At 65.5% G+C, this 20,510-nt stretch carries 17 protein-coding genes and 2 pseudogenes; 9 read left to right on the top strand and 10 right to left on the bottom strand.

The window, feature by feature from the left end:
- Positions 1–9: 9 nt before the first annotated feature.
- Positions 10–1,386 carry a phosphoglucosamine mutase gene (gene glmM, locus C487_RS07370; protein ID WP_006185087.1) on the bottom strand — a complete coding sequence of 459 codons (1,377 nt, stop codon included), beginning with the start codon at positions 1,384–1,386 and terminating at the stop codon, positions 10–12.
- A 102-nt stretch (positions 1,387–1,488) separates the two neighbouring features.
- Between glmM and C487_RS07365 the strand changes: the two genes are divergently transcribed.
- The 4 genes from C487_RS07365 (at position 1,489) to C487_RS07350 (ending at position 4,667) form a co-directional block, all read left to right on the top strand.
- Complete coding sequence (locus C487_RS07365) at positions 1,489–2,343, top strand: HVO_0234 family beta-propeller protein (RefSeq protein ID WP_006185086.1); 855 nt, start codon at positions 1,489–1,491, stop codon at positions 2,341–2,343.
- Positions 2,344–2,406: 63 nt separating this feature from the next.
- Positions 2,407–2,916: a hypothetical protein gene (locus tag C487_RS07360; protein ID WP_006185085.1), complete on the top strand. Its 510-nt coding sequence runs from the start codon at positions 2,407–2,409 to the stop codon at positions 2,914–2,916.
- A gap of 250 nt (positions 2,917–3,166) precedes the next feature.
- On the top strand, positions 3,167–4,024 hold the full coding sequence (locus tag C487_RS07355) for a ribose-phosphate diphosphokinase (RefSeq protein ID WP_006185084.1): 858 nt from the start codon (positions 3,167–3,169) through the stop codon (positions 4,022–4,024).
- Positions 4,025–4,127: 103 nt separating this feature from the next.
- Positions 4,128–4,667, top strand: a complete 540-nt coding sequence (locus tag C487_RS07350; protein ID WP_006185083.1) for a heme NO-binding domain-containing protein — start codon at positions 4,128–4,130, stop codon at positions 4,665–4,667.
- A 108-nt stretch (positions 4,668–4,775) separates the two neighbouring features.
- On the opposite strand, the gene C487_RS07345 is transcribed toward C487_RS07350, so the two are convergent.
- The 3 genes from C487_RS07345 to C487_RS07335 all read right to left on the bottom strand — a co-directional run bounded on the left by C487_RS07345 (position 4,776) and on the right by C487_RS07335 (position 10,829).
- Positions 4,776–6,866, bottom strand: a complete 2,091-nt coding sequence (locus C487_RS07345; RefSeq protein WP_006185082.1) for a hypothetical protein — start codon at positions 6,864–6,866, stop codon at positions 4,776–4,778.
- A 278-nt stretch (positions 6,867–7,144) separates the two neighbouring features.
- A complete protein-coding gene (gene ileS / locus C487_RS07340) occupies positions 7,145–10,402 on the bottom strand; it encodes an isoleucine--tRNA ligase (RefSeq protein ID WP_006185081.1) in 3,258 nt (1,085 codons plus the stop codon).
- A gap of 196 nt (positions 10,403–10,598) precedes the next feature.
- Positions 10,599–10,829 carry a hypothetical protein gene (locus C487_RS07335; RefSeq protein ID WP_006185080.1) on the bottom strand — a complete coding sequence of 77 codons (231 nt, stop codon included), beginning with the start codon at positions 10,827–10,829 and terminating at the stop codon, positions 10,599–10,601.
- Between the two features lie 115 nt (positions 10,830–10,944).
- Between C487_RS07335 and C487_RS21465 the strand changes: the two are divergent.
- The 4 genes and pseudogenes from C487_RS21465 (at position 10,945) to C487_RS07320 (ending at position 13,691) form a co-directional block, all read left to right on the top strand.
- A pseudogene (locus C487_RS21465) lies at positions 10,945–11,657 on the top strand (uracil-DNA glycosylase family protein).
- Positions 11,658–12,298: 641 nt separating this feature from the next.
- On the top strand, positions 12,299–12,694 hold the full coding sequence (locus C487_RS20220) for a hypothetical protein (protein WP_138651521.1): 396 nt from the start codon (positions 12,299–12,301) through the stop codon (positions 12,692–12,694).
- A 124-nt stretch (positions 12,695–12,818) separates the two neighbouring features.
- Positions 12,819–13,238, top strand: a complete 420-nt coding sequence (locus tag C487_RS07325; RefSeq protein ID WP_006185077.1) for an HIT family protein — start codon at positions 12,819–12,821, stop codon at positions 13,236–13,238.
- A gap of 225 nt (positions 13,239–13,463) precedes the next feature.
- Positions 13,464–13,691 carry a hypothetical protein gene (locus C487_RS07320; RefSeq protein ID WP_006185076.1) on the top strand — a complete coding sequence of 76 codons (228 nt, stop codon included), beginning with the start codon at positions 13,464–13,466 and terminating at the stop codon, positions 13,689–13,691.
- Positions 13,692–13,870: 179 nt separating this feature from the next.
- Here the strand turns inward: C487_RS07320 and C487_RS07315 are convergent, their stop codons facing one another.
- Positions 13,871–14,896, bottom strand: a complete 1,026-nt coding sequence (locus C487_RS07315) for an A24 family peptidase C-terminal domain-containing protein (protein ID WP_006185075.1) — start codon at positions 14,894–14,896, stop codon at positions 13,871–13,873.
- 176 nt (positions 14,897–15,072) lie between these two features.
- Between C487_RS07315 and C487_RS07310 the strand changes: the two genes are divergently transcribed.
- Complete coding sequence (locus C487_RS07310; protein ID WP_006185074.1) at positions 15,073–15,567, top strand: HPP family protein; 495 nt, start codon at positions 15,073–15,075, stop codon at positions 15,565–15,567.
- On the opposite strand, the pseudogene C487_RS07305 reads toward C487_RS07310, so the two are convergent.
- The 5 genes and pseudogenes from C487_RS07305 to C487_RS07285 form a co-directional block, all read right to left on the bottom strand.
- A pseudogene (locus tag C487_RS07305) lies at positions 15,564–16,014 on the bottom strand (arsenate-mycothiol transferase ArsC). The gene C487_RS07310 and the pseudogene C487_RS07305 sit on opposite strands and share 4 nt — an antisense overlap.
- 591 nt (positions 16,015–16,605) lie before the next feature.
- Positions 16,606–16,995 (bottom strand): ferredoxin Fer, encoded by a 390-nt coding sequence (gene fer / locus C487_RS07300; RefSeq protein ID WP_006185072.1) that lies wholly within the window; start codon positions 16,993–16,995, stop codon positions 16,606–16,608.
- Positions 16,996–17,280: 285 nt separating this feature from the next.
- Positions 17,281–18,462, bottom strand: coding sequence for an inorganic phosphate transporter (locus C487_RS07295; protein WP_006185071.1), 1,182 nt, complete (start codon positions 18,460–18,462; stop codon positions 17,281–17,283).
- Between the two features lie 128 nt (positions 18,463–18,590).
- Positions 18,591–19,016, bottom strand: coding sequence for a universal stress protein (locus C487_RS07290; RefSeq protein ID WP_006185070.1), 426 nt, complete (start codon positions 19,014–19,016; stop codon positions 18,591–18,593).
- Positions 19,017–19,224: 208 nt separating this feature from the next.
- Entirely contained in the window at positions 19,225–20,403 is a 1,179-nt protein-coding gene (locus tag C487_RS07285) for an inorganic phosphate transporter (RefSeq protein ID WP_006185069.1), read from the bottom strand.
- Between the last annotated feature and the right edge of the window lie 107 nt (positions 20,404–20,510).

The raw sequence follows: 20,510 nt of genomic DNA, 5'->3' as shown, positions 1-20,510 counted from the left end.
TCGAAGGATTCAGATGTCAGCCTTCGCGGCGGCCAGTGCATCGTACATGTCGCCGGCGAGTTCCTCGGCGCGGTCGCCGTCGCGGGCTTCGGCGTAGATCCGGACGAGCGGTTCGGTTCCGGAGGGGCGGGCGAGCACCCACGCGTCGCCGTAATCCAGCCGGTAGCCGTCGCGCGTGTTGAGGTCCGCGTCGGCGGCCTGGGCCTGATTGGCCGCCGCGTCGAGCATCGCGTCGCGTTCGGCCGTCGATTCGTACTCGACGTTGTGGCGGACGTTGACGTAGCCGCCGTAGGGCGCGACGATCTCGCTGACGGGGCGCTCGGCGACCAACTCGAGGAAACGCGCGGCCGTGAAGGCCCCGTCTCGCGAGAGCCGGTAATCGGGGAAGAAGATCCCGCCGTTGCCCTCCCCCGCGACTGGCACCCGCTCGCCGTTCTCCTCGAGTTCCTCGATCCGGGTGATGATGTTCGTCGAGCCGATCGGGGTCAACTCGAGTTCGGCCCCGACCTCGGTGACGACGTCGACGAGCCGCTGAGAGACGTTGACCGCCGAGACGGTGGTGTCGCCGGCCTCGAGTTCGGCAGCCGCGAGCGCGGCGAGCGTGGCGTCACCCTCGACGTACGAGCCGGTTTCGTCGAAGAAGATGGCGCGGTCGGCGTCGCCGTCGTGAGCGATGCCGATGTCGGCGTCGGTCGCGCGGACGAGTCGGCCGAGGTCGGTGAGGTTGTCGGGGACCGGCTCGGGGTCCCGACCCGGGAAGTGGCCGTCGGGTTGGGCGTTGACCGTGACCACTCGACAGCCCAGCGCTCGGAAGAACTCGGGGCTGGTCAGCGATCCCGCGCCGTGACCCGGATCGAGCGCGACGGTGAGGTCGGCGTCGGCGATCCGGTCCCGATCGGCGGCTGCAAGCAGTTCGTCGACGTACGCCTGCGTCACGCCGTCAACCTCGCGAACGCAGCCGGTCTCGTCCCAGGGGGCGACGGTGAACGATTCGGCGAGCAGCGTCTCCTCGATGGACTCGAGGTCGGCAGTCGAGAGCTCCACGCCGTCGTCGCCGACGAGTTTGACGCCGTTATACGGTGGCGGATTGTGCGAGGCCGTGATGACCAGTACTGGGACGCCCTCCCGTTCGGCGTAGGCCTGTGCACCTGGCGTCGGGACGATTCCGAGGCGGTCGACATCGGTACCGGTACTCGCCATCCCGCTCGCGGCCGCGTCGGCCAGCATCCGCCCGGTATGGCGAGTGTCGCGGGCGATAGCAACTCGGTCCCCACCGTGCCCGTCTCCCCAGGTTGTCCCCGCCGCTTTCGCGACGCGCAAGACGAACGCGGGCGTCAGCTCCTCGTTGGCGACGCCTCGTGTCCCGCTCGATCCGAAGACTTGCATCACGCCCTAGTCCGACCGGACTCCTGAAAGGGATTCCGCAAACCGACCGACGGTGGCCGTCCGTGACGGAACGTTTTCGGCCCGTCGCCGCCACGGATTCGTATGGACTCGATCGAGGAAAAACGCGTCTACGGCGACCGCAAGGGCGCGAGTACGGCCTACGTCACGAGCGAGATGGGCGTCGTCCGCGTTCGCGTCGCCGGCGATACCGTCGGCGAATTCGGACTTTGTGAGCGCTGTCACGCTCGAGACGTTGCGGCAATCGGTGACGGCGTCGCCATCGCGACCGACGACGACGTTCGCGTCCGCACGCTCGAGGGCGGGAACGGTACCGGCGACGAGACGTTCGTCGGAACGGGATTCGGCCCGGCAGTCGCCGTTGGCTACGACGACCGCGATCTGATCGCCGCCGATCCGGACGGCCGCATCGCGCGGCGAGCGGCCGGGACCGACGAGTGGACCACGCTCGAGAACGGGAGCGGTGCCACGGTGCGGGCGATCGATGACGACCTCGTCGGCACCGATGACGGCGTCTCCCGCGTCCACGGAGGCAGGCTCGAGCACGCGGGGTTGACGGCCGTCCGCGACGTTTCGGCCGCCGGTGTCCCGCTCGCCGCAACCGTCGACGGGCTCTATAAACTCGGGAACGGCTGGCTGGAACTCCTCGGAGGGTCGTTCGAGACCGTCGCGGCGGACCCGCGCTCGGAACCCGGGCGACTCGAGCGCGCACACGCGGTTGCGGACGATGCGTGCTACGAGTATCCGATCGACGGCGAGTGGGCGCAAAGCGAGCGTTCGAACGACGCTATCGTCGGATTCGGGTACGGTGACACGGTCTACGCCGTCACGGCCGACGGGACGTTTCTCTCGGCGAGCGGAGGGGAGTGGCGGACACGATTGCTCGGTATCACAGATGTTACAGGAATCGCCGTCCCGCCGCGAGGGACGGAGCGCTGAGTCCGTGAACGCGGCCGCTGTCTGACGTATATTTAACTACACCGAATTACTCTCGGTGGATACATGATGGGATACCCACGGCGGCGGCTCTTGGCCGCAACCGGCACCGCGCTTACCGGCGCAGTCGCCGGCTGTATGGGCAGTGATGGGGACGGGGACGGGAACGAGGACGGGAACTCGGACCGCGACGCGGCGGCGTCGGACCCCGATAGCGGGACCGACGGGACTCTCCTCGGGACGATTTCGCTCGAGAACTTGGACGACGAGACGCACACCATCGACGCGATCGTCGAGTTCGGCGACGGACCGGAACACTGGTCGACACACGAACTGACCGGCGACAGCGGGGCGGAACTCGAGCGAAACTGGCCGTCCGAACCCGGTGATTTCCGGGTACTGTTCCGACTGGACGGGGGCGAACCCACCCAGGTCACCCCGGCAGAGTTGGGCGACTCGAGCTGTGTCAACGTCTTCGCACTGGTCGATCGCGACGGCGGGCTGAAGATCCTGAGCGACACCGACGGCGGCCCGTGTGGCGATGGCGACGCGGCCGTCGACGACGCCACGGCGTGATCGATCCGCCGCGGTGAGCCACCGATCGGGGGCGATACATCCCGAACCCGCGTGGGCGGTTTAAGTACGTCTCGTCACAAGGTGAAGCTACGAAGGGCGTTTTCGCGGCGGAAGGTCACCCGAAACGGTGAGCACCGGCTGTCGGTTCCTCGGTATTGCGGACCGGTCGAGCGCTGCACCGAGTCTGCCGATCGAATACGGGCCGATCGAGAACGAAAACTGGTTTAGCCCCCGGGCTGTCCCACCGATTATGATCATCAGCGGATCCGCGTCGCAATCTCTGGCCGCGGCGCTCGCACGCGACCTCGAGGAACCGCTCGCCGCCGTCGAGTACGACCGCTTTCCCGACGGTGAACTGCTCGCCGCCGTCCCCGGCGTCGCCGAGGCCGAGCCGGAGCGGGCGGTAATCGTCGCCTCGACCGTCTCGAGCGACGCCCATCTCGAGGTGCTCCAACTCCAGGACGCCGTCCGCGAGGCCGGCGTCGAGGAGGTCGTCACCGTTCTGCCCTACATGGGCTACGGCCGGCAGGATGCGGCCTTCGAGCCGGGCCATCCCGTCTCCGCGCGGGCAGTCGCTCGTGCGATTTCGACCGGAACGGACCGGGTACTGACCGTCAACCCTCACGAGCGGGCGGTCTGTGACTTCTTCGAGCCGACGGCGACGGCGGTCGACGCGGCCGGGCGACTGGCCGCCCCCCTGCCCGAGGACCTCGCGGAGCCGATTTTCCTTTCTCCCGACGCGGGCGCTATCGAACTCGCCGAAACGGTTCGGGATACCTACGGCGCGGGCGAGACCGACTACTTCGAGAAGACCCGCCGATCCGGAACCGAAGTCGACATCTCGCCGAGCGATGTCGAGGTCGCCGGCCGCGACGTCGTCGTCGTCGACGACATCATCGCGACGGGGTCGACGATGAGCGAAGCCGTTGCCGTCCTTAAAAAGCGAGACGTCGGCCGAGTCTTCGTCACCTGCGTTCATCCCCTGCTGGCTCGTAACGCCGTCACGAAGCTCTCGCGAGCCGGCGTCGAAGCGATATACGGCACCGATACCATCGAGCGAGGCGTCGACACCGTCTCCGTCGCACCGACGCTCGGGGCACACCTGTAAGTAAACGATTAAGTAGCCCCCAGACGCGGGTCTAGTTGTTAGCGCGTGGCACGAGAGCGGCTCGGCCACACGAGCCGTCACGGAGAACGACCGGAACTCTCAGATGCACGGAATCGTCCACAAGACCCTCAAGGAGTACGTCGTCGAACGGACCGACGACGGTACCTGGGATACGATCGTCGAGCAGTCCGGCTTCGAGCCGAAGCTCTACCTCCCCGTTTCTCACTACGACGACGGGGAAATCGACGCTATCCTCGAGACGCTCTCGACGATGGCGACACAGGACCGTCGGGCGATCGAGCGCGACTTCGGGACGACGCTCGCCCCGAAACTGCTCTCGACGTTCAGCGCCCACATCAACCGAGACTGGGAGCTGCCCGACCTGCTCGCCGGGCTCGAGGACGTCTACAACGACATCGAGGCCGCCACGGATGACACGTCGCTTCCCGAACTCTCCTGTACGTCCGAGGCCGATCACGCCATCGTCAGCTACGACACCCACCGCGACCAGCGATACTGCGCGCTCGCCCACGGCATTCTCGAGGGCGTGGTCGCCGCGTTCGACGCGGACGCGACCGTCACGAAAACCGACTGCGTCGACGACGGAGCCGACGCCTGTCGGTTCCGCGTCGACCTCGAGTGATCGCGAGGGGGTCGTTCGCCGCCACCGTCGGAACGCGATCGGTCGGTCAGGAGTTCTCGAACGCCGGTTCGGGCAGGTGTCACGGCGACCGGAGCGGGACGGACTCGATTAGCTGCGCCGACGACCCGCCCCGACAAATACGAGTGCGATCGCTATCAGCGCCGCCGACACGCCGAAACCGGGCAGTTCCTCGCTCATTGGTGTCGACGCGTCGCCGCCGACATCGACCGTCATCGTTCGATCGCCAACGGCGACCTCGTACTGACCGTCCTCGTCGAACCAGAGCGTGGCGTCGACCGTCGTCGTCTCGCCGGGCCGGAGCGCCACCGCGCGTTCCGCGGCGACGCCGTCGGCCGTCCGGAACGCGAGGCTAGCCGCGGCCGGCCGATCGCCGGCGGCCGCGACCGTCGCAGTCGCCGTCACCGACTCGCCGGGTTCGATGCGGTCGGGCGAGACCTGCAGCTCCCTCACGGTCACGCTCGAGGACGACCGGACGACCGCCGTCAGCCGCCCCGAGCCGACGCGGATATCGTATTCACCTGGTTCGGACGGCGTCCACGAGAGGGCGTGGGTCGCATCCTCGCCGGGCGCGAGCGTCCCCCGGCGGTGATCGACGACGCGGCCGTCGACCTGTAGCGTCGCGTCGTAGGTCCCCTCGTGCTCGCCGACGTTGGCGGCCGCGCTCGGAACCGTCACGGATTCGCCGGCCGGCACCGCGATGAGCGTGCGGTCGTCGCCGTCGGTACCGCCGGTTGCCGACGCCGACCAGCGCGGCCACTCTCGATCGGCTACGTCGATCGGCCCGGACCCCAGTCCGTGCTCGAAGACCGCGGCCGACCGGCCGAAGGCGGCCTCGTGTTCGCGTCGGGTCCACATCTCGGGCGTCTCCGCCGTCCGCGTGTATCGCTCCGCGACCGTACGGACCGCCGGTCCGCCTTCGTCCTCGAGCGCGTCCATGAACGCCGCCTCGGTCACGGGTTCCTCCTGGGCGTTCAGCGACCGGAACACGTCCGCAAGCGTCCGATCACCCTCCGTCGCGAGCCGCAGCCGGCGGTCGATCTCACCGTAGACGAGTGTGCCCTTCGCGTAGTGGGTCTCCGGGTGGTCCCACGTGGACCGGTCGGCGAGGACGCCACCGGCGTACGGCTCGCGCTCGCCGCGCTCGAGGAGCGATCGGAACTCGCCGAAGTCGGTCGCGCCGCTCTCGAGGGCGAGCAGACCGGCGTAGTAGTCTGCCTGCCCCTCGGAAACCCACGCCACCGCGGGGTCGACCTCGGTCCCGTCGGCGAAATCCTGCCGGATGTGGACGTATTCGTGGAGCCAGACCGGGTTCCGCTCGTCGAGCGTGGCGTTGTCGACGACCCACGCGTCCGACTCGCCGTACTGGAGCCCGCGCTTCGAGCCCCAGTCGGTCTCGTTCGGTACCGCGACCATGAATACGTCGTCGCTCCGTGCGCCGACGGTGAGGCGGTCGCGTGCGTCCGCGAGTGCGGTCAGTACCGCGTCCGGCGACTCTTCGAGCGTCGCAGCGTCGGGGACGGCCAGCCTGATCGTCCCGCCGTCGACGGGTCGCTCGTGGACCGTTACCGGGCCGAAGAAAGCGATATCACCGCCGGTCGCGCCCGGGCCGTCGACCCGGACCGTCCGCTCGAGTCCGACGGGCGCGGTTCGCCGGTAGAAAAGCGACACGTCCGGAACCGCTACCACGCCCCAGTCGCCGGTATCGACGAACGTGTACCCCTCTCCGGAGCCGTCCCCCTGCTGTTGGCTCCCCCGCCGCTCGGCCGGCATCGCGTACCGGATCGTCGCCTCGGCGGCGTCTCCGGCCCACTCGAACGTCCGCTCGTCCGTCCGCTCGAGTCCTGCAGTCTCCTCGACGGTCGCGCCCGGTTCGAGTTCGATCTCGAGTGCCGTCACGGCCTCGGGGACGTGAACCGTCGTCTCCACCTCGAAGGTGTCGGGGTCGTCCTGCCGGTGGCGGAGGACGGTCGTCCGGGAAAGGACGTTATCGGTATCGCTGCTCGCCGTCGACCCGGCACTCGTCCCAACCGAAGCGGGCGGCTCGTCGGCGGGTCCGATATCGACGCTGGCTGCCGACGGCGAGTCGACCGGTCGGGACGGCTCCCCGGCACCGACGCCGGCCGGCAGGCTTCCGACGAGCAAGACGACGACCGCGAGACCGACGACACGGGAGTTCACTACTCGATTCTGGTGAGTCAGCGATCAAGACGTTTGTGGCAGCGTCACTGTCACGTTCGGGTGACTCCCTTCTGTCGGGACCGGTTACGCACAACTCCGGCCAGAAAACAACCGCCTCACCGCTCACGGTCACTCCGTTCCCCGCTCAGGTTCGAGGGGTGCGCATCCGCTGCAGCTCTCGCGACGTTCGGGGGACGCGATAATACCAACTGCAACGATCGACACACTGATCGCACAGCCGTCGCGTGAACGGGTGTGCGGTGACGGACAGCGGCTCTCTAGTCCGATGCTTCCGCCGCCGCCAGCGGCTCGATCGCGATCTCCATCGACACGTCCTCGACATCCCACTCCTTCCGGTGGCCGTCCTCGACGGGCCGGCGTTCGTCGGCACGAACCTCCTCGCGGATCAGACTCTCCCGTTCGTCGACGAGATCGGCGATCCGATCGTCGTCGATCGCGAACTCGAGTGCGATCCGCTCTTCGACATCGAGTTCGAGGTCCTTGCGCATCTCCTGGACGCGGCGGATGACCTCGCGGGCGTAGCCCTCGCTCTCGATGTCGTCGGTCAGCGAGGCGTCGACGTAGGCGACGCCCCGGTCGTCGCCGTCGGTGCTAAACGCGGTGCCGGCGACGCTGTCCGGCGTCTGGGTCACGAAGGAAACCATCTCGTCGGTGATCTCCTGTCGCGCTCGCGGCTCATCGCCGCTCGCGTCTTCCGCGGAGCGTGGCTCCGCGCTCTCCTCGAGGACATCCGAAACGGCGTCCTCGATCGCGTCGAGGCTCGGCTCGTCGATGCGGGCCTCGTTGAGCGCGGTCATGACCTGGCCGGCGCGGTCGCCGAACGCCGGACCGAGTTCGCTCATGTCGGCCTCGGCGCTGTACTGCAGCTCCTCCCAGCGGTCGTCCGGCGAGACGAGTTCGATCTCGCGGGCGTTGAGCCGGTCCTCGAGCAGTTCGGTGTGGCGGGAAACGGCGTCGACGACCCGCTGATCGTCGGCGGCCACGACGACGCGCGGAACGGGCCAGCGAAGCTTGCGGCCGGCCTGCTGACGGGCGTTCGCGCCGGCCTCCTCGATCGCGCGCAGGAGCGCGACGTCTGTCTCGAGTTGCTCGTCCTCCCAGTACTCGTCGACGGCGGGCCAGTCCTCCATGTGGACGGTATCGAACCCGTCGTCGCCGGTGAGCGTGCCGTAGATCTGCTCGCTGATGAACGGCGCGTACGGTGCAAGCAGGGCGACGCCCTCCCGGAGGACCCGATAGATCGTCGCATAGGCGGCCGTCTTCGAGCCGCTGTCCTCCTCGGCCCACATGCGCTCGCGGACCGCCTGCACGTAGAACCGCGAGACGTCCTCGACGACGAACTCGATCAGCGCCTCGAGCGCCCGATCCTGCCGGCGGTCCTCGAAGGCCGCGGTCATCTCGGCCTTCGTGGACTGCAAGCGGGCGAGGACCCACTCGTCGATCAGTTCGAGGTCCGCGTCGACCTCCTCGAGCGTCGTCGCCGTGGGGTCGAACTCGTCCAACCGCATGTACGGCAGCGGGAACCGGAAGACGTTCCAGAGCGTCCGGAGGTGGTTCTCCATCGTCTGCATCCCGTCCCAGTCGAAGCGCATGTCCTCGCCCTGCGGGTTGTTCGAGAGGAGGAACAGCCGCATGACGTCCCGGCCGTGGCGATCGATCGCCTCGTGGGGGTCGATCAGGATGTCCTTGGATTTGCTCATCGCGCGGCCGTCGGGCATGAGCGCGTGGCCGTGCATCAGAACCTCCTGATACGGGCTCTCGCCGAGCGCCGCGGTCCCCATCCCCAACTGGGACCAGAACCAGCCCCGCGTCTGGTCGTGAGCCTCGAGGATGAAGTCGGCGGGCCAGAGGTCGTCGAACCGGCTGTCGTCCGAGGGGTAGTTCAGGGTGCCCCACGACGCGACCGAGGAGTCGAGCCAGACGTCGAACACGTCCGGAACGCGCGTGTAGGTGGTCCCGTCTTCGGTGATCGTCAGATCGTCGACCGTGTCCTTGTGGAGGTCGACGGCGTCCGGGTCGATGTCCTGATCGACGCGGTCCGCGAGTTCCTCGCGGTCGCTGATGACGAGCCGCTCTTCGTCGTCGTCCCGGTCTTCGGGCGTCCAGATCGGGAGCGGAATGCCCCAGTAGCGCTGCCGGGAGACGTTCCAGTCGGGTGCCTCCTCGACGAAATCACGGAAGCGGTTGTCCCGCGCCCACTCGGGGTGCCACTCGCTGTCTTCGATGTTCGCGAGGAGGTCGTCTTTGACGTCGGTGATCGTGATGAACCACTGGTCGGTGACGATCTGGAGGATGCCCGTGTCACAGCGCCAGCAGTGACCGTAACTGTGCTGGACCGTCCCCGAGGCGAGCAACGCGCCGTTGTCCTCGAGGTCGGCCGTGATCTCCGGATCGGCGTCTTTGACGAACTGGCCCGCGTACTTGCCGGCCTCTTCGGTGTAGACGCCGTCGCCGCCGACCGGACAGAAGATCGGGAATCCGAGTTCGCGGCCGCGCTCGAAGTCCACTTCACCGTGGCCGGGCGCGGAGTGGACGAGTCCGGTGCCGTCGCCGTCGGTATCGACGTAGTCGGCCGCGTAGACCTCGAACGTCCCCTCGGCGTCGACGTGATCGGGCACCTCCTCGGCGAGCGGGTGCTCGTAGGACCAGCCGATCAGGTCCTCGCCGGAGTGTTCCGCGACGACCTCGTAGTCATCGTAGCGGCCCTCGCGCAGGACCGCCTCGTGTTTCGCTTCGGCGACGTACAGCAGTTCCTCCTCGCCGTCCCTCTCGGCCCGGACGCCGACGTAGTCACCGTCCTCGTCGACGGCGACGAAGGTGTTCGCCGGGACCGTCCACGGGGTCGTCGTCCAGACGACGAGTTTCCCGTCCCGATCCTCGAGATCGAATTTGACGTAGATCGAGGGGTCCTCGACGTCCTCGTACTCGACCTCGTTGTTCGCGATCGCGGTCTCACACCGGGGACACTGCGAGATCGAGCGGTGGCCCTTCTCGACGAGTCCGCGGTCGGCCGCCTTCGAGAACCCCCACCAGGCAGCTTCCATGTACTCGGGTTCGACCGTCCGGTAGGGGTCGTCCCAGTCCATCCAGACGCCGAAGTCCTGGAAGTCCTCCTGAAGCCCCTCGAGTTGCTCGTCGGCGTAGTCCTTGCACTCCTGGATGAAGTTCTCCTCGCCGAACTCCTCGATGTCCTGTTTATTTTCGAATCCCAGCCGTTCCTCGACACGGGTTTCGATCGGGAGCCCGTGCATGTCGTAGCCCGGCCGATCGGTGACGTCGTACCCCTGCATTCGCAAAAAGCGGAGGTAAACGTCCTTCAGCGATTTGTTCCATGTCGTCCCCATGTGCGCCGACCCCGACGTGTACGGCGGACCGTCGACGAAGAAGAAGGACTCGCCGTCCGATCGGTGCTCGACCGTCTGCTCGTAGGCATCGACGTCGTCCCAGTACTCGAAGACCCGCTGCTCGAGTTCGTGTGGGTCGTACTGGTCGTCGACCTCGCCGAACCTGCTCATACCCCACCTAATCGCCTCCGACAGTAAAGAGGAATCGATATTGCGGGTCACCGCATGGTTGCCACCGGTCGCTGGTAAGGGCTATCGGAACCGCTGACAGCCGAGCGCACCCGTCGCACGACGGCTGTGCGTTCGGTGTGCGAACGGTACGGCGAGCATCTATAAGAGTTCGAAAACCGAGCCAGTCCTGCGGCGCTCAGACGTACTGCGAGAGTACCTTCTGGTAGCCCAGTCCGTACGCGCCGGCATAGAGCATAACGCCGCCGAGCGCGGCCAGCCACAGCGCGATCATCGCCTCGCCGGACCCGTAGTGCTGGACGCTCGCCTGTTCGACGAGGACGCCGCCGACCGTCAACACGCCCCCGATGAGAGCGTAGAGGACCAATTGGAGTGATTCCGCGAGTAGTTCCGGGCCGATCGATGTCATTAGCACACCGTTAGCCGCCCGTCCAACGTAAACTTGTCCCCTCGAATGTGACAAGATACCGTTGTTCACATGTTCGGATCGACCGGGCTAAACCGCTGGAAGCGTATCTCCGACCGTGCCCGCGTCAGCTCCCGATACCGACCCCGACTCCGCAGGCACCGACGACCCAACCTATCCGACCAGTCGCAACGTCCTCGAGCCCGGATGTACCCGTTGCTCAGCCCTTGCCGACTCCCGGGAGTGCATTTCGTGGGGAACCGGCGACCTCGACACCAGCATCGTGGTCGTCGGCGAGGCACCTGGCCGCGGCACCCCCGACGCCGATCGCTGGCGGGGCGGGAACTGGACCGGCAAGGCCTACACCTCGCGCCACTCCGGACGGCGCATTCGTCGGCTGGTCGCCGACATCGGCTACGGTGACGACGCCTACTACACGAACGCGGTGAAATGCGTTCCAGTGGACCCGACCGACCCGACGAGCAATCGCGAACCCACTCCCGAAGAGCGAACGAACTGCCGGCCCCATCTGCTGACCGAACTCGAGACCGTCGATCCTGAGACAAGCGATTTGCTCTATACAAAGCTTAAACCAGTGAGAACAAACGTCTTCGCTCACACATTCTTCGCTGAACTACGTGAAAAACACGATGTCGATGACGCCGTGTTTCCCATCAATGGAGCAACACCGCTTCAAGACGCTTGCTCTCGACACAGCCTCGATTTCAGCAACGAACTATATCATTTTCGAACTGCTTTCGTAACACCAAAGCAGAAATTGCTGATGAGTGGTTGAGATCATTCGCCTTCGCATGGAATCGGCGTATCTGAACACTATCGAGGTGATGACCGTCATCTCCGACTACATCAAACACGAGTGCAAGGAACCGAAGGAAAACAGTGGTACACTGCTAACCTCAGCCTATGGTTGGGTAGCCAAGTCCACACTATATCATGATACCACGTCAGTAAGTGTCTGAGGTGACCGTGCGTACTCGAAGCATAACAAGCACAAGTGCGATAAGAGCATTGGTACCTATGACCTTCGGCGTAGTTCAGTCACCCGTATGCGGGGAAAATAGCTTTCGTGGGAGGTAATCAGTGGTCGAGTAAACGCAGCTCCTGATACCCTCCGGAAACACTACGACAGTTCCATGTTCGAGGAAGATGCACAACGCCGAGGGAAAGAGATAGCGAGTGAGTTGTAGAAGCAAGAAAGTACGAAGACTGAACGAAAGCAACCGTTGCAAAACTACCGCAGACACGCTTAGGCGTTCATTCGATGTCGCCGCACTGAAGGGAGACATGAACGACAGTACGTTGCAGGAGGCGCTCGATCATGTAAACTGGAAACGGTAGAGATACACATTGATTTATCCGAAGGGTGGAATTCAGTAGGTCAGTGTTGCAAAAACAACCGTAAAAGAAGTAAGTGGGAAAGACATATTATGCATGAGGATATATTGGAGTATATGGGGTTCAAGAAGTTTACCAAGAAAGGTGGTAAAGCAGGTGGCAAATCCGGAGTTGGACCTCGTGTTTCGCTTCGCAAAAGCGGCACAGTAGGAATTAATCATGCGGCTGTCTCGGAATATTTCGAGGAAAAGGACTACGTTGAGCTGTTCAACGACGCTGTGAACCAGAAAGTTGGCCTCCATCCGAGAGTCGATGAGACGGATGCATCGTATAAGGTTCGAAAAAGTGACCGAGAAGGGCACGGTGGACAAGTCAACTGTAGAGCGTTCTTAAATGAATACGACATCGTACCAGAGAAGACAACAAGATACAAAGCGACATGGGATGACGAACAAGAACTCATTGTAATTGACCTCACAAGCCCGGACCACGTATACGACAGCAGTAGTTGATACGACAGCGATATCAAACGATACAATAGTGGCACATCGCGGACGCCGCCAACTGTCCGATCGAAACCGATCCCCGATCGACTCGTCGGTAACCTTCATACGCCGAGCCGACACATACCCGCGTATGAGTACGATCTTCAGCCAGATCGTGGAGGGAGAGATCCCGGCGCGAATCGTGTACGAAGACGAGACGACCGTCGCGTTCCTCGACGCCAACCCGCTGGCTCCGGGCCACACGCTGGTGATCCCGAGAGACGAGTACGAGCGGCTGAACGACGTGCCGGACGACGTCGCCGCAGCCCTCTACGACACGGTTCACCGCATGGTCCCCGCCGTCGAGGAGAGCGTCGACGCCGACGCGACGACCGTCGCGTTCAACAACGGCGAGGCGGCAGGGCAGGAGGTCCCCCACGTCCACTGTCACATCGTCCCCCGCTTCGAGGGCGACGGCGGCGGCCCCATTCACGCCATCACGGGCGATCGCCCCGACCTCGCCGACGACGAACTCGACGACATCGCCGCGGACATCGAGTCTCGAGCCTGACCCGGGCGTGGGAGTCGCCGCTCCGTGTCGGCGCGACGCGAACAGCATCCAAACCGTGACGGCGTCCGCGTCCGTCCGCCTCGAGCGCCAGCCCACGCGGCCGGCCGAGAGGGCGCGCTCGAGCGACCGGCAGCGACGCGTCGCGAAGACGATGCTGTCGGCGACGGCTGCCGTCGGCGGTCCCAGTGCCGTGACGTTTTTGCCGTCCCCGTGTGTGGCTCGGGTATGGCCCTCGCCGGCATCGTCGCCCAGTTGCGTGCCCATCCCGTCGCCGTGGCTCTCGAACTCGGCAGCGTCCTCGTTTGCTGTCTGTTGTTCGCCGGGACCTTCGTCCTCCTCGCGATGGGCGCGCCGACCGGCAGGGGCGACCCGTGGCTGGCGCTGATCGGCGTCGGCGTCGCCTTCGTGCTCTTCTGGACGGTGCTCGTCCCGCTGTACGAGCGGACGCTGTAAGCGGCTACAGTAACACGTTACGACCACCTCGGGCGGGTGCTCCTCGCGGGCACTCGAGGAGGCGATCCCGTCCGGAGCACCCGCGTCGTGCCGTCCGCCGCCCGTTCGTGTGGGCGACGTGAAACGCCGTTCGGCGCTCGCTACCGCGTCGGGAAAGCGAAGCGCGTCGCCATCTCCCGTCAGAACACCGTTCCGAGCAGGAGATCGCCGTACACCAGCGCGATCAGCAGTCCGACGAAGATCGGGACGAGAAACGGCGTCCCGGGCGAAATCCAGACCGTCTCCGCGGTCGCGAGCACCTCGAGCCCGTCGCGGAGCGTCTCGGGCGTCGTCCCGTAGGCCGAGCCGTCGATATCGTCCAAGAACGCCGCGGCACCCCAGGGGTCGTCGGACGCCGAAGGCATCTCGGACTCCCGTTCGAGCCCCGCGTCGTCGGCGGCCGACTCGAGCGTGCCGCCGTCCCCGCAAACGGGTCCATCCGCGGTCACCGCGCCGTCGGTCGGCGGGTTCGGCTCGGCTGGCAGCGTCGCCGGGTTCCGGTACCGATCGGGTCGGTCGCGAAGCTCAGACAGCGAGAGCCCCCGCCAGCGGAGGTACATCCGCAGCGCGTCGAGATCGAGCCCGCCCTGAGAGAGTCCCGCAGGCGTCTCGAGCAGGCGACCGTGAGTCTCCGGCACCCGATCCCACGCGACCGGCCAGCCGACGATCATGACCGGTGCGATCCGTCCCGCGGCGGCGTTGCGAACGGCGAGGACGAGCGGCAACACGACGCCGACCAGGACGGCGTTGGTGAGGATGGTAAACGAGAACGCACCGATCGTCGTGGTCGGCTCGAGCGGGAGCGTCCACGAGCCGAGCGCGTACTCGGGAAACGTCGGGAAGAGGACGGCGAGGACGAGCAGGGCCTTGGCGTCGGCCCCGCCGAAGCCGCCGAACCACCAGAACAGGTAGGCGATGGGGACGACCAGTCCGAGACTGATCGCCGTCGGAATCAGGAACGAGTCGGTCCAGGCGGTCCCGCCGGCGTGCCAGGCCAGCCAGCCGTCCCAGAGCAACAGCGCGGTCCCCAGCAGGGAGAGGGGTATCCAGACGGTGCTCGAGACCCGGCGGGTCTCGATGTCGCGGTACGCGGTCCAGGCGAAGACGGGGACGGCGACGAGTCGAAGGAGGTCCGGACCCGTCGCGACGGCACCAGCGAGCGTCACGACCGTTCCTCCGAAGCGCGGTCCCCTTACGTTTTCGGCCTCCCGGGCGGACGGTCGCGACGTGACCGCGGAACGAAACGACGAGCGGTATCGACCACGGCCACCGGTAATGCGCCGGTTCCGCGAAAAGCGTCGGAACAAACGGTATATCCGTCGGTACTGACAAGGGGCCGCCCATGAGAGAGGGCGCGGCGGTTTCGACCCTGTACGTCGGCGTGCTGCTTGCGGTTCCGGGCCTGCTGGCCTGGCTGACCGGCCAGGCGTTTATTTTCCCGAGTCTGGGACCCACCGCCTTCCTGTTAGCGACGGTTCGGGAAGGGAACGTGACCGCGCCGCGGCGCGTGATCGGCGGTCACGTCATCGGCGTCATGGCGGGGCTGGTCGCGTATCACACGATCGCGCCCGGGGTCGGTGTGAGCATGACCACGGCCGCGCCGCTGCTCGCGACCGCACAGTTCCGCGTCGTCGCCAGCGGCGTGGTCGCCGTCGTCCTCACGACGGGCGGGATGCTCGCGACCGAGACGGTCCACCCGCCCGCCTGCGCGACGACGCTGATCGTCTCCCTGGGGCTCCTCCCGTCGCTCGCCGACGGCGCGCTCATCGTGGTCGCCGTCGTCGTCCTCGTCGCCGTGCACGAACTCGTCCTGCACGGGCCAGCGGTCAGTGGCTAACTCCCGGAGACGTCGCTGAACTCATCGAAGAGCGCGGCGACTCGGGCCTCGATTCCGTCGCGGATCTCACGGACTGCCTCGAGATCGCGACCGTCCAGGTCCTCGAGCGCCCAGTCGCGAACGTCGACGGCTGTCCACGTCGCCGAGTTCGAGCGTCGAACAGCCCATCGTCGCGACGGTGTCACACGAGCGGAGGTCGTCGGGCGTGATCTCCCTGGGTGTTCGGTCGGTGAGATCGACGCCGACTTCGTCCATGACGGCGATCACCGCCTCGTGAACGCCGTCGGCGGGACGGGTGCCGCCGGTCAGGATTTCGACGGGGTCCACCAGGCCGCGGCGGTCGCGTTCGCGTTCGGCGAACGCGGTGGCCATCTGAGAGCGGCCGGCGTTCTGGACGCACACGAAGGCGAGACGAATCGAATCGTCGGTAGTGTCTGTGGTGGACATGATCGTGGAATTCGGTGGGGGGGTGGTCGTCGGCAGGTGATGCAGCAGTCGGCTCGAGGCGACCGGTTTCGAACCCCGTCCGGTCGAACCGCCGCTGGAAGGGCAGCGCGACGTGAACCAGCGCGAGCAAGACGGGGAAAACGCAAAGTTCCTCGTCCTCGAGGTACCGCCGTAACCGCTCCGTTGCTCGCGCTATCGATAGTCAGTTGAAAAAGTATTCAATTAATAGTTCCGAGTGGGAGAGACATAGATCGCAACAGGACATGTTAGCCCAACTGAAGTGGCGGTTGGTGCGTCATTCGCCACATGACAATTGAGAGGTAATTCAAGTAGTGGGGCGGGCGAGCGACGGAGACAGCACGTCCGCGAACGGGCCGCAGACCGATGCGGTGACGCGGCCCGCCCGCTACTCGTCTTCGAGCGACTGCTCCCGACCGGTCCGTACCGGCCGCGACGAACCGAATGTGGAACCCGCGAATCGACCGTCGAGGCCGGCGCTGCTCGTGTGATGTGACGCTGCGGAAAGAGTGACAATGCGACCCCGGAAAACGGGGGGATCGATAACTGCGCGGCGAAGCACCGTCAGTCGGTTTAAATGACGCGGTTCTGCAGGTAGTCGAGGTGCTTGGCGTTGTAGACGATTTTGACCTCGTCGGTCTCGGCGGACCCGATGCAGGTCAGGCGGACGTTTTTCTCCTCGACCTCCTCGTCGGAGAGGATCTGCTGCATGTCCATGTCGATCTCGCCCTCGAAGACGATCGCGGCGCAGTTCGCACAGGCACCGGCGCGACACGAGAAGGGCCAGTCGTAGCCCTGTGCTTCGGCCGCCTCGAGGATGTATTCGCCCTCGGCGACATCGAGCGAGCCGTAGTCCTCCTCGTCGAGGCCAGCATCGGCGGCCTGCTCGAAGAGGTCGTCGTCGTCCATGTCCCAGCCCTGATCGTCCAGTACTTCGTAGTTGAGGTATTCTACCGTGGGCATCACTCTGCGATTCGAGTCCCGCACTGGTATAGCTTGCTGTTCAGTCCTAAATTGTCTTTGAGTCAGAATTGACCAATTCGGAGGAAACAATGCCATGGTTCGTTACAAGACCCGTGCTCGAACGGCAGAGGAAACAGAAATGTCCGAACGTATTCGCAGGACCGATGCGTTCGTTGCCGGGTCCGAAATCCGGAGGGACGCCCAGTGACACGCTCCCGGGTCGGGGGATCGGATCCGGTAACCGGATAACGGAAACGGCCGGTCCGGTCGAGCACCGCCGTTGGGTCAGAACCCGAAAATCGGGATGAATCGGAACGTGAGATAGGCGCCGACCGTCGAGATCGCCGGTACGACGTTCTGCATGAGGATCACGCGAGCGGTCGTCGAGGGATCGAACAGGTCCGACGCCTTCGGGATGTCTTCGGGTTCCTCCTCGCCGATCTCGGGCGACTGTTCGCCCTCCTCCTCGGCGGTCAGCGCGCCGACCGAAACGCGGGTCTCCTCGCCGGCCCTGACGCCCGACAGCGTCGTCGTCCGGGTCGCACGGCCCCAGCCGAGACCGATAATACTCATCGTCGCCACCACGACGAAACTCGCGGGAATACCGATGATCGACAGCGAAATCACGATCGCCGATGCGACGACTGCGACGACGATCGCCGCCGTCAGCGGGAGGTTCGTGATGTCGTTGCCGAGCGTATCGAGCGTTCGGCGAGCGATGGTGAAGCAACCGACCGTGACCGCCGCCGAACCGATGAGGATGAGCGGGACCATGTCGACGTCACCGGTCCCGTAGATCGGGGCGATGGCGTTCGCGATGTTACTCGTCCCCGAGGAAAACGCCATCAGACACCCGATTCCGACGACGGCGAACGCACCGGTGATTTCCCGTTGCGTCGCGTTCTCCCCGAACCGGAACCGGGGGACGAACCCCGAGGAATCGATCGTAATCATCTCTCTGCCGCCATCGTTCCCCTCGATCGCGATCCAGGCGTTGATCCGCGGGTAGAAGTATCGGCCGACGACCCCCGCGACCCAGAAGCCGATGATCGGCGCGACGATCCACCAGACGACGATCTCGCCCATCACCGCCCAGTCGAGTTCGCCCGTCGCGAGTCCGAGCGCGGCGATCGCTCCAACCGCTGTCATCGATGTCGACGCGGGGACGCCGGCGTAGTTCCCGATGAACAGCGCGCCGCCGATGAAGAAGAGCACGGCGACGTTCGACTGCGTGGTAAAGATGCTGGGGTCCTGCACCAGTTCTCCGCCGAGCGTCTCGACGACCTGCGGGCCGATGGTGATCGCCCCGAGGAAGAAGAAGACCGACATCAAGCCCGCCGCCATCAGTTTCGTGATCACGTTGGCTCCGACCGCCGGCCCGAACGCGGGTCCGGTGGTCGAACCGCCAATGTTGAATCCGACGAAGATAGCGACGAGAATCCCTACGATAAGCAGTACTTCTGTCACGGCAGATAACTCGTACGTCCGATCGTAAAAACGCGCCCATTTGCAGTTCCCATTGTCGAATCGAAGACACACGTGGCGGCTTGAGACGTGCGTCGGTCCGGTCTTCACGACAACGGCGGCCCACCAACCTACCGGACGACCACCACCGGAACCGGGGAACTCCGGAACACCTTTTCCGCGACGTTGCCGACGAAGATACGATTCGCAATGGACCCACTGTGGGTACCGATGACGACCGTCTCGTAGTCACCCGCCCGGTTGATAATCGCACGAGCGGGATGGCCGAATTCGATCGCGGTCTCGAGGTCCACGTCGCCGCTGGCGTCCGCGACGATTTCGCGTGCGCGATCGAATACCGCATTCGCGTGTTCCTCCGCGGCGTCCTCGAGATCGTCGGCGAGTGCAATCCCCGTCGCGTGTCCCCACATCTGGGACGGTTCGCCGACGACGTGTAAGACGGTTATCTCGGCGTCCGGATAGACCTCAAGGGCGTACTCGAGGGCGCGGTCGCTCATTTCCGAGTCCTCCATCGGAACCAAGACGCGTGAAACCATACGCCCCGTTCCACACCGGGAAGAATAAACACGCAGGGACGGCACGGCCCCGGGTCGGACCGGCGGCCGAGCGGGTGCGGGACACAGTCTGCGGCTCTACGGGCGGAGCAGGCCGAGTGCCTCGGGGCGTGCTCCCGAGGCGGTTCACCGAACGCGAGACGAGAGTGGGCCGAGTGTACAGTGTGTCGAACTGAGAGGCGCCCTCGAGTCAGAGTCCGAAGATCGGAACGAACCGGAACGTGGCGTACGCTCCACCTGTCGCGATGACCGGGACGATGTTCTGCATGAGGACTACGCGGGCCGTCGTCGCCGGATCGAAGAGGTCGGACGCGCTGGGGATCCGCTCCGGGTCCTCGCCGCCGATCGGCGGCAGCGTTTCGCCCTCCTCGTCGGCGGTCAAGGCGTCGACCGAGAGCGGGACCGACTCCTCGCCCCGGACGGCGTCGGCCACCGTTATCGGGCGCGTCGCCCGCCCCCAGCCGAGACCGATGATACACATCGTCGCGATGATCACGAAACTCGCGGGAATGCCGATCGCGGAGAGAAAGATAACGAGCGAGGCGCTCACCGTCGCGGTGACGATCGCCGCCGTCAACGGCAGCTCCGTGAGATCGTTCCCCATCGTCTCGAGGGTGCGCCGTGCGATCGTGACCGTGCCGATCCCGACCGCGGCACAGCCGATGACGATCGCGGGGTTCATCGCAAGTTGGCCGCTGCCGACGAGCGGGGCGACCGCGTTCGCGATGTTCGAGGTGCCGGAAGAAAAGGCCATCAGACAGCCGATGACGATTACCATCGCCACGCCCCCCAGCTCGCGCCAGTTCGTGGTGTCGGTCGGAACCGGAACCGGGACCCGACGGGACTGATCGAGCCGGTAGAGAGGCCCCTCACTGCGCACCATCGCGAGCCGTCGATTGAGAGCCGAGTAGAAGTAGCGGCCGATGATCAGCGAGACCCAGAACCCGATAAACGGCGAGACGACCCACCAGATAGCGATCTCGCCCATGACTGCCACGTTGAGTTCGCCGGCGGCGAGCCCGAGCCCCGCGATCGAGCCGACGGCCGTCATCGACGTCGATGCGGGGACGCCGAAGAAGTTGCCGATGAACAACGCAGCGCCGATAAAGAAGAGGACGCCGATACTCGCCTCGAGCGTGAAGACGCCGGGATCCCGGACGAGTTCGCGGCCGAGGGTATCGACGACGCGGCGACCGATCGTCCACGCCCCGACGAAGAAAAACACCGTCATCAGCACGCCGGCCGCGGTCTTCGAGATGGCATCGGCACCGACGGCCGGGCCGAACGCCGGTCCGGTCGTCGCACCGCCGACGTTGTATCCCACGAAAACGGCCACGAGAATGCCGACGAGAAGCAACACGGACACCATACTGAGAGACAGGTATCACGTCGATTCGGATATTCGTTATGCCGTCTCGTACGCAGAGAAGATCGACGGCCGTCGGACGCGGCTTTCGATCGGCGGAAGGTATCGGC

The organism is Natrinema pallidum DSM 3751, assembly GCF_000337615.1.
Lineage (GTDB): Archaea > Halobacteriota > Halobacteria > Halobacteriales > Natrialbaceae > Natrinema > Natrinema pallidum.
This window is presented reverse-complemented; position numbering and strand designations above follow the sequence as displayed.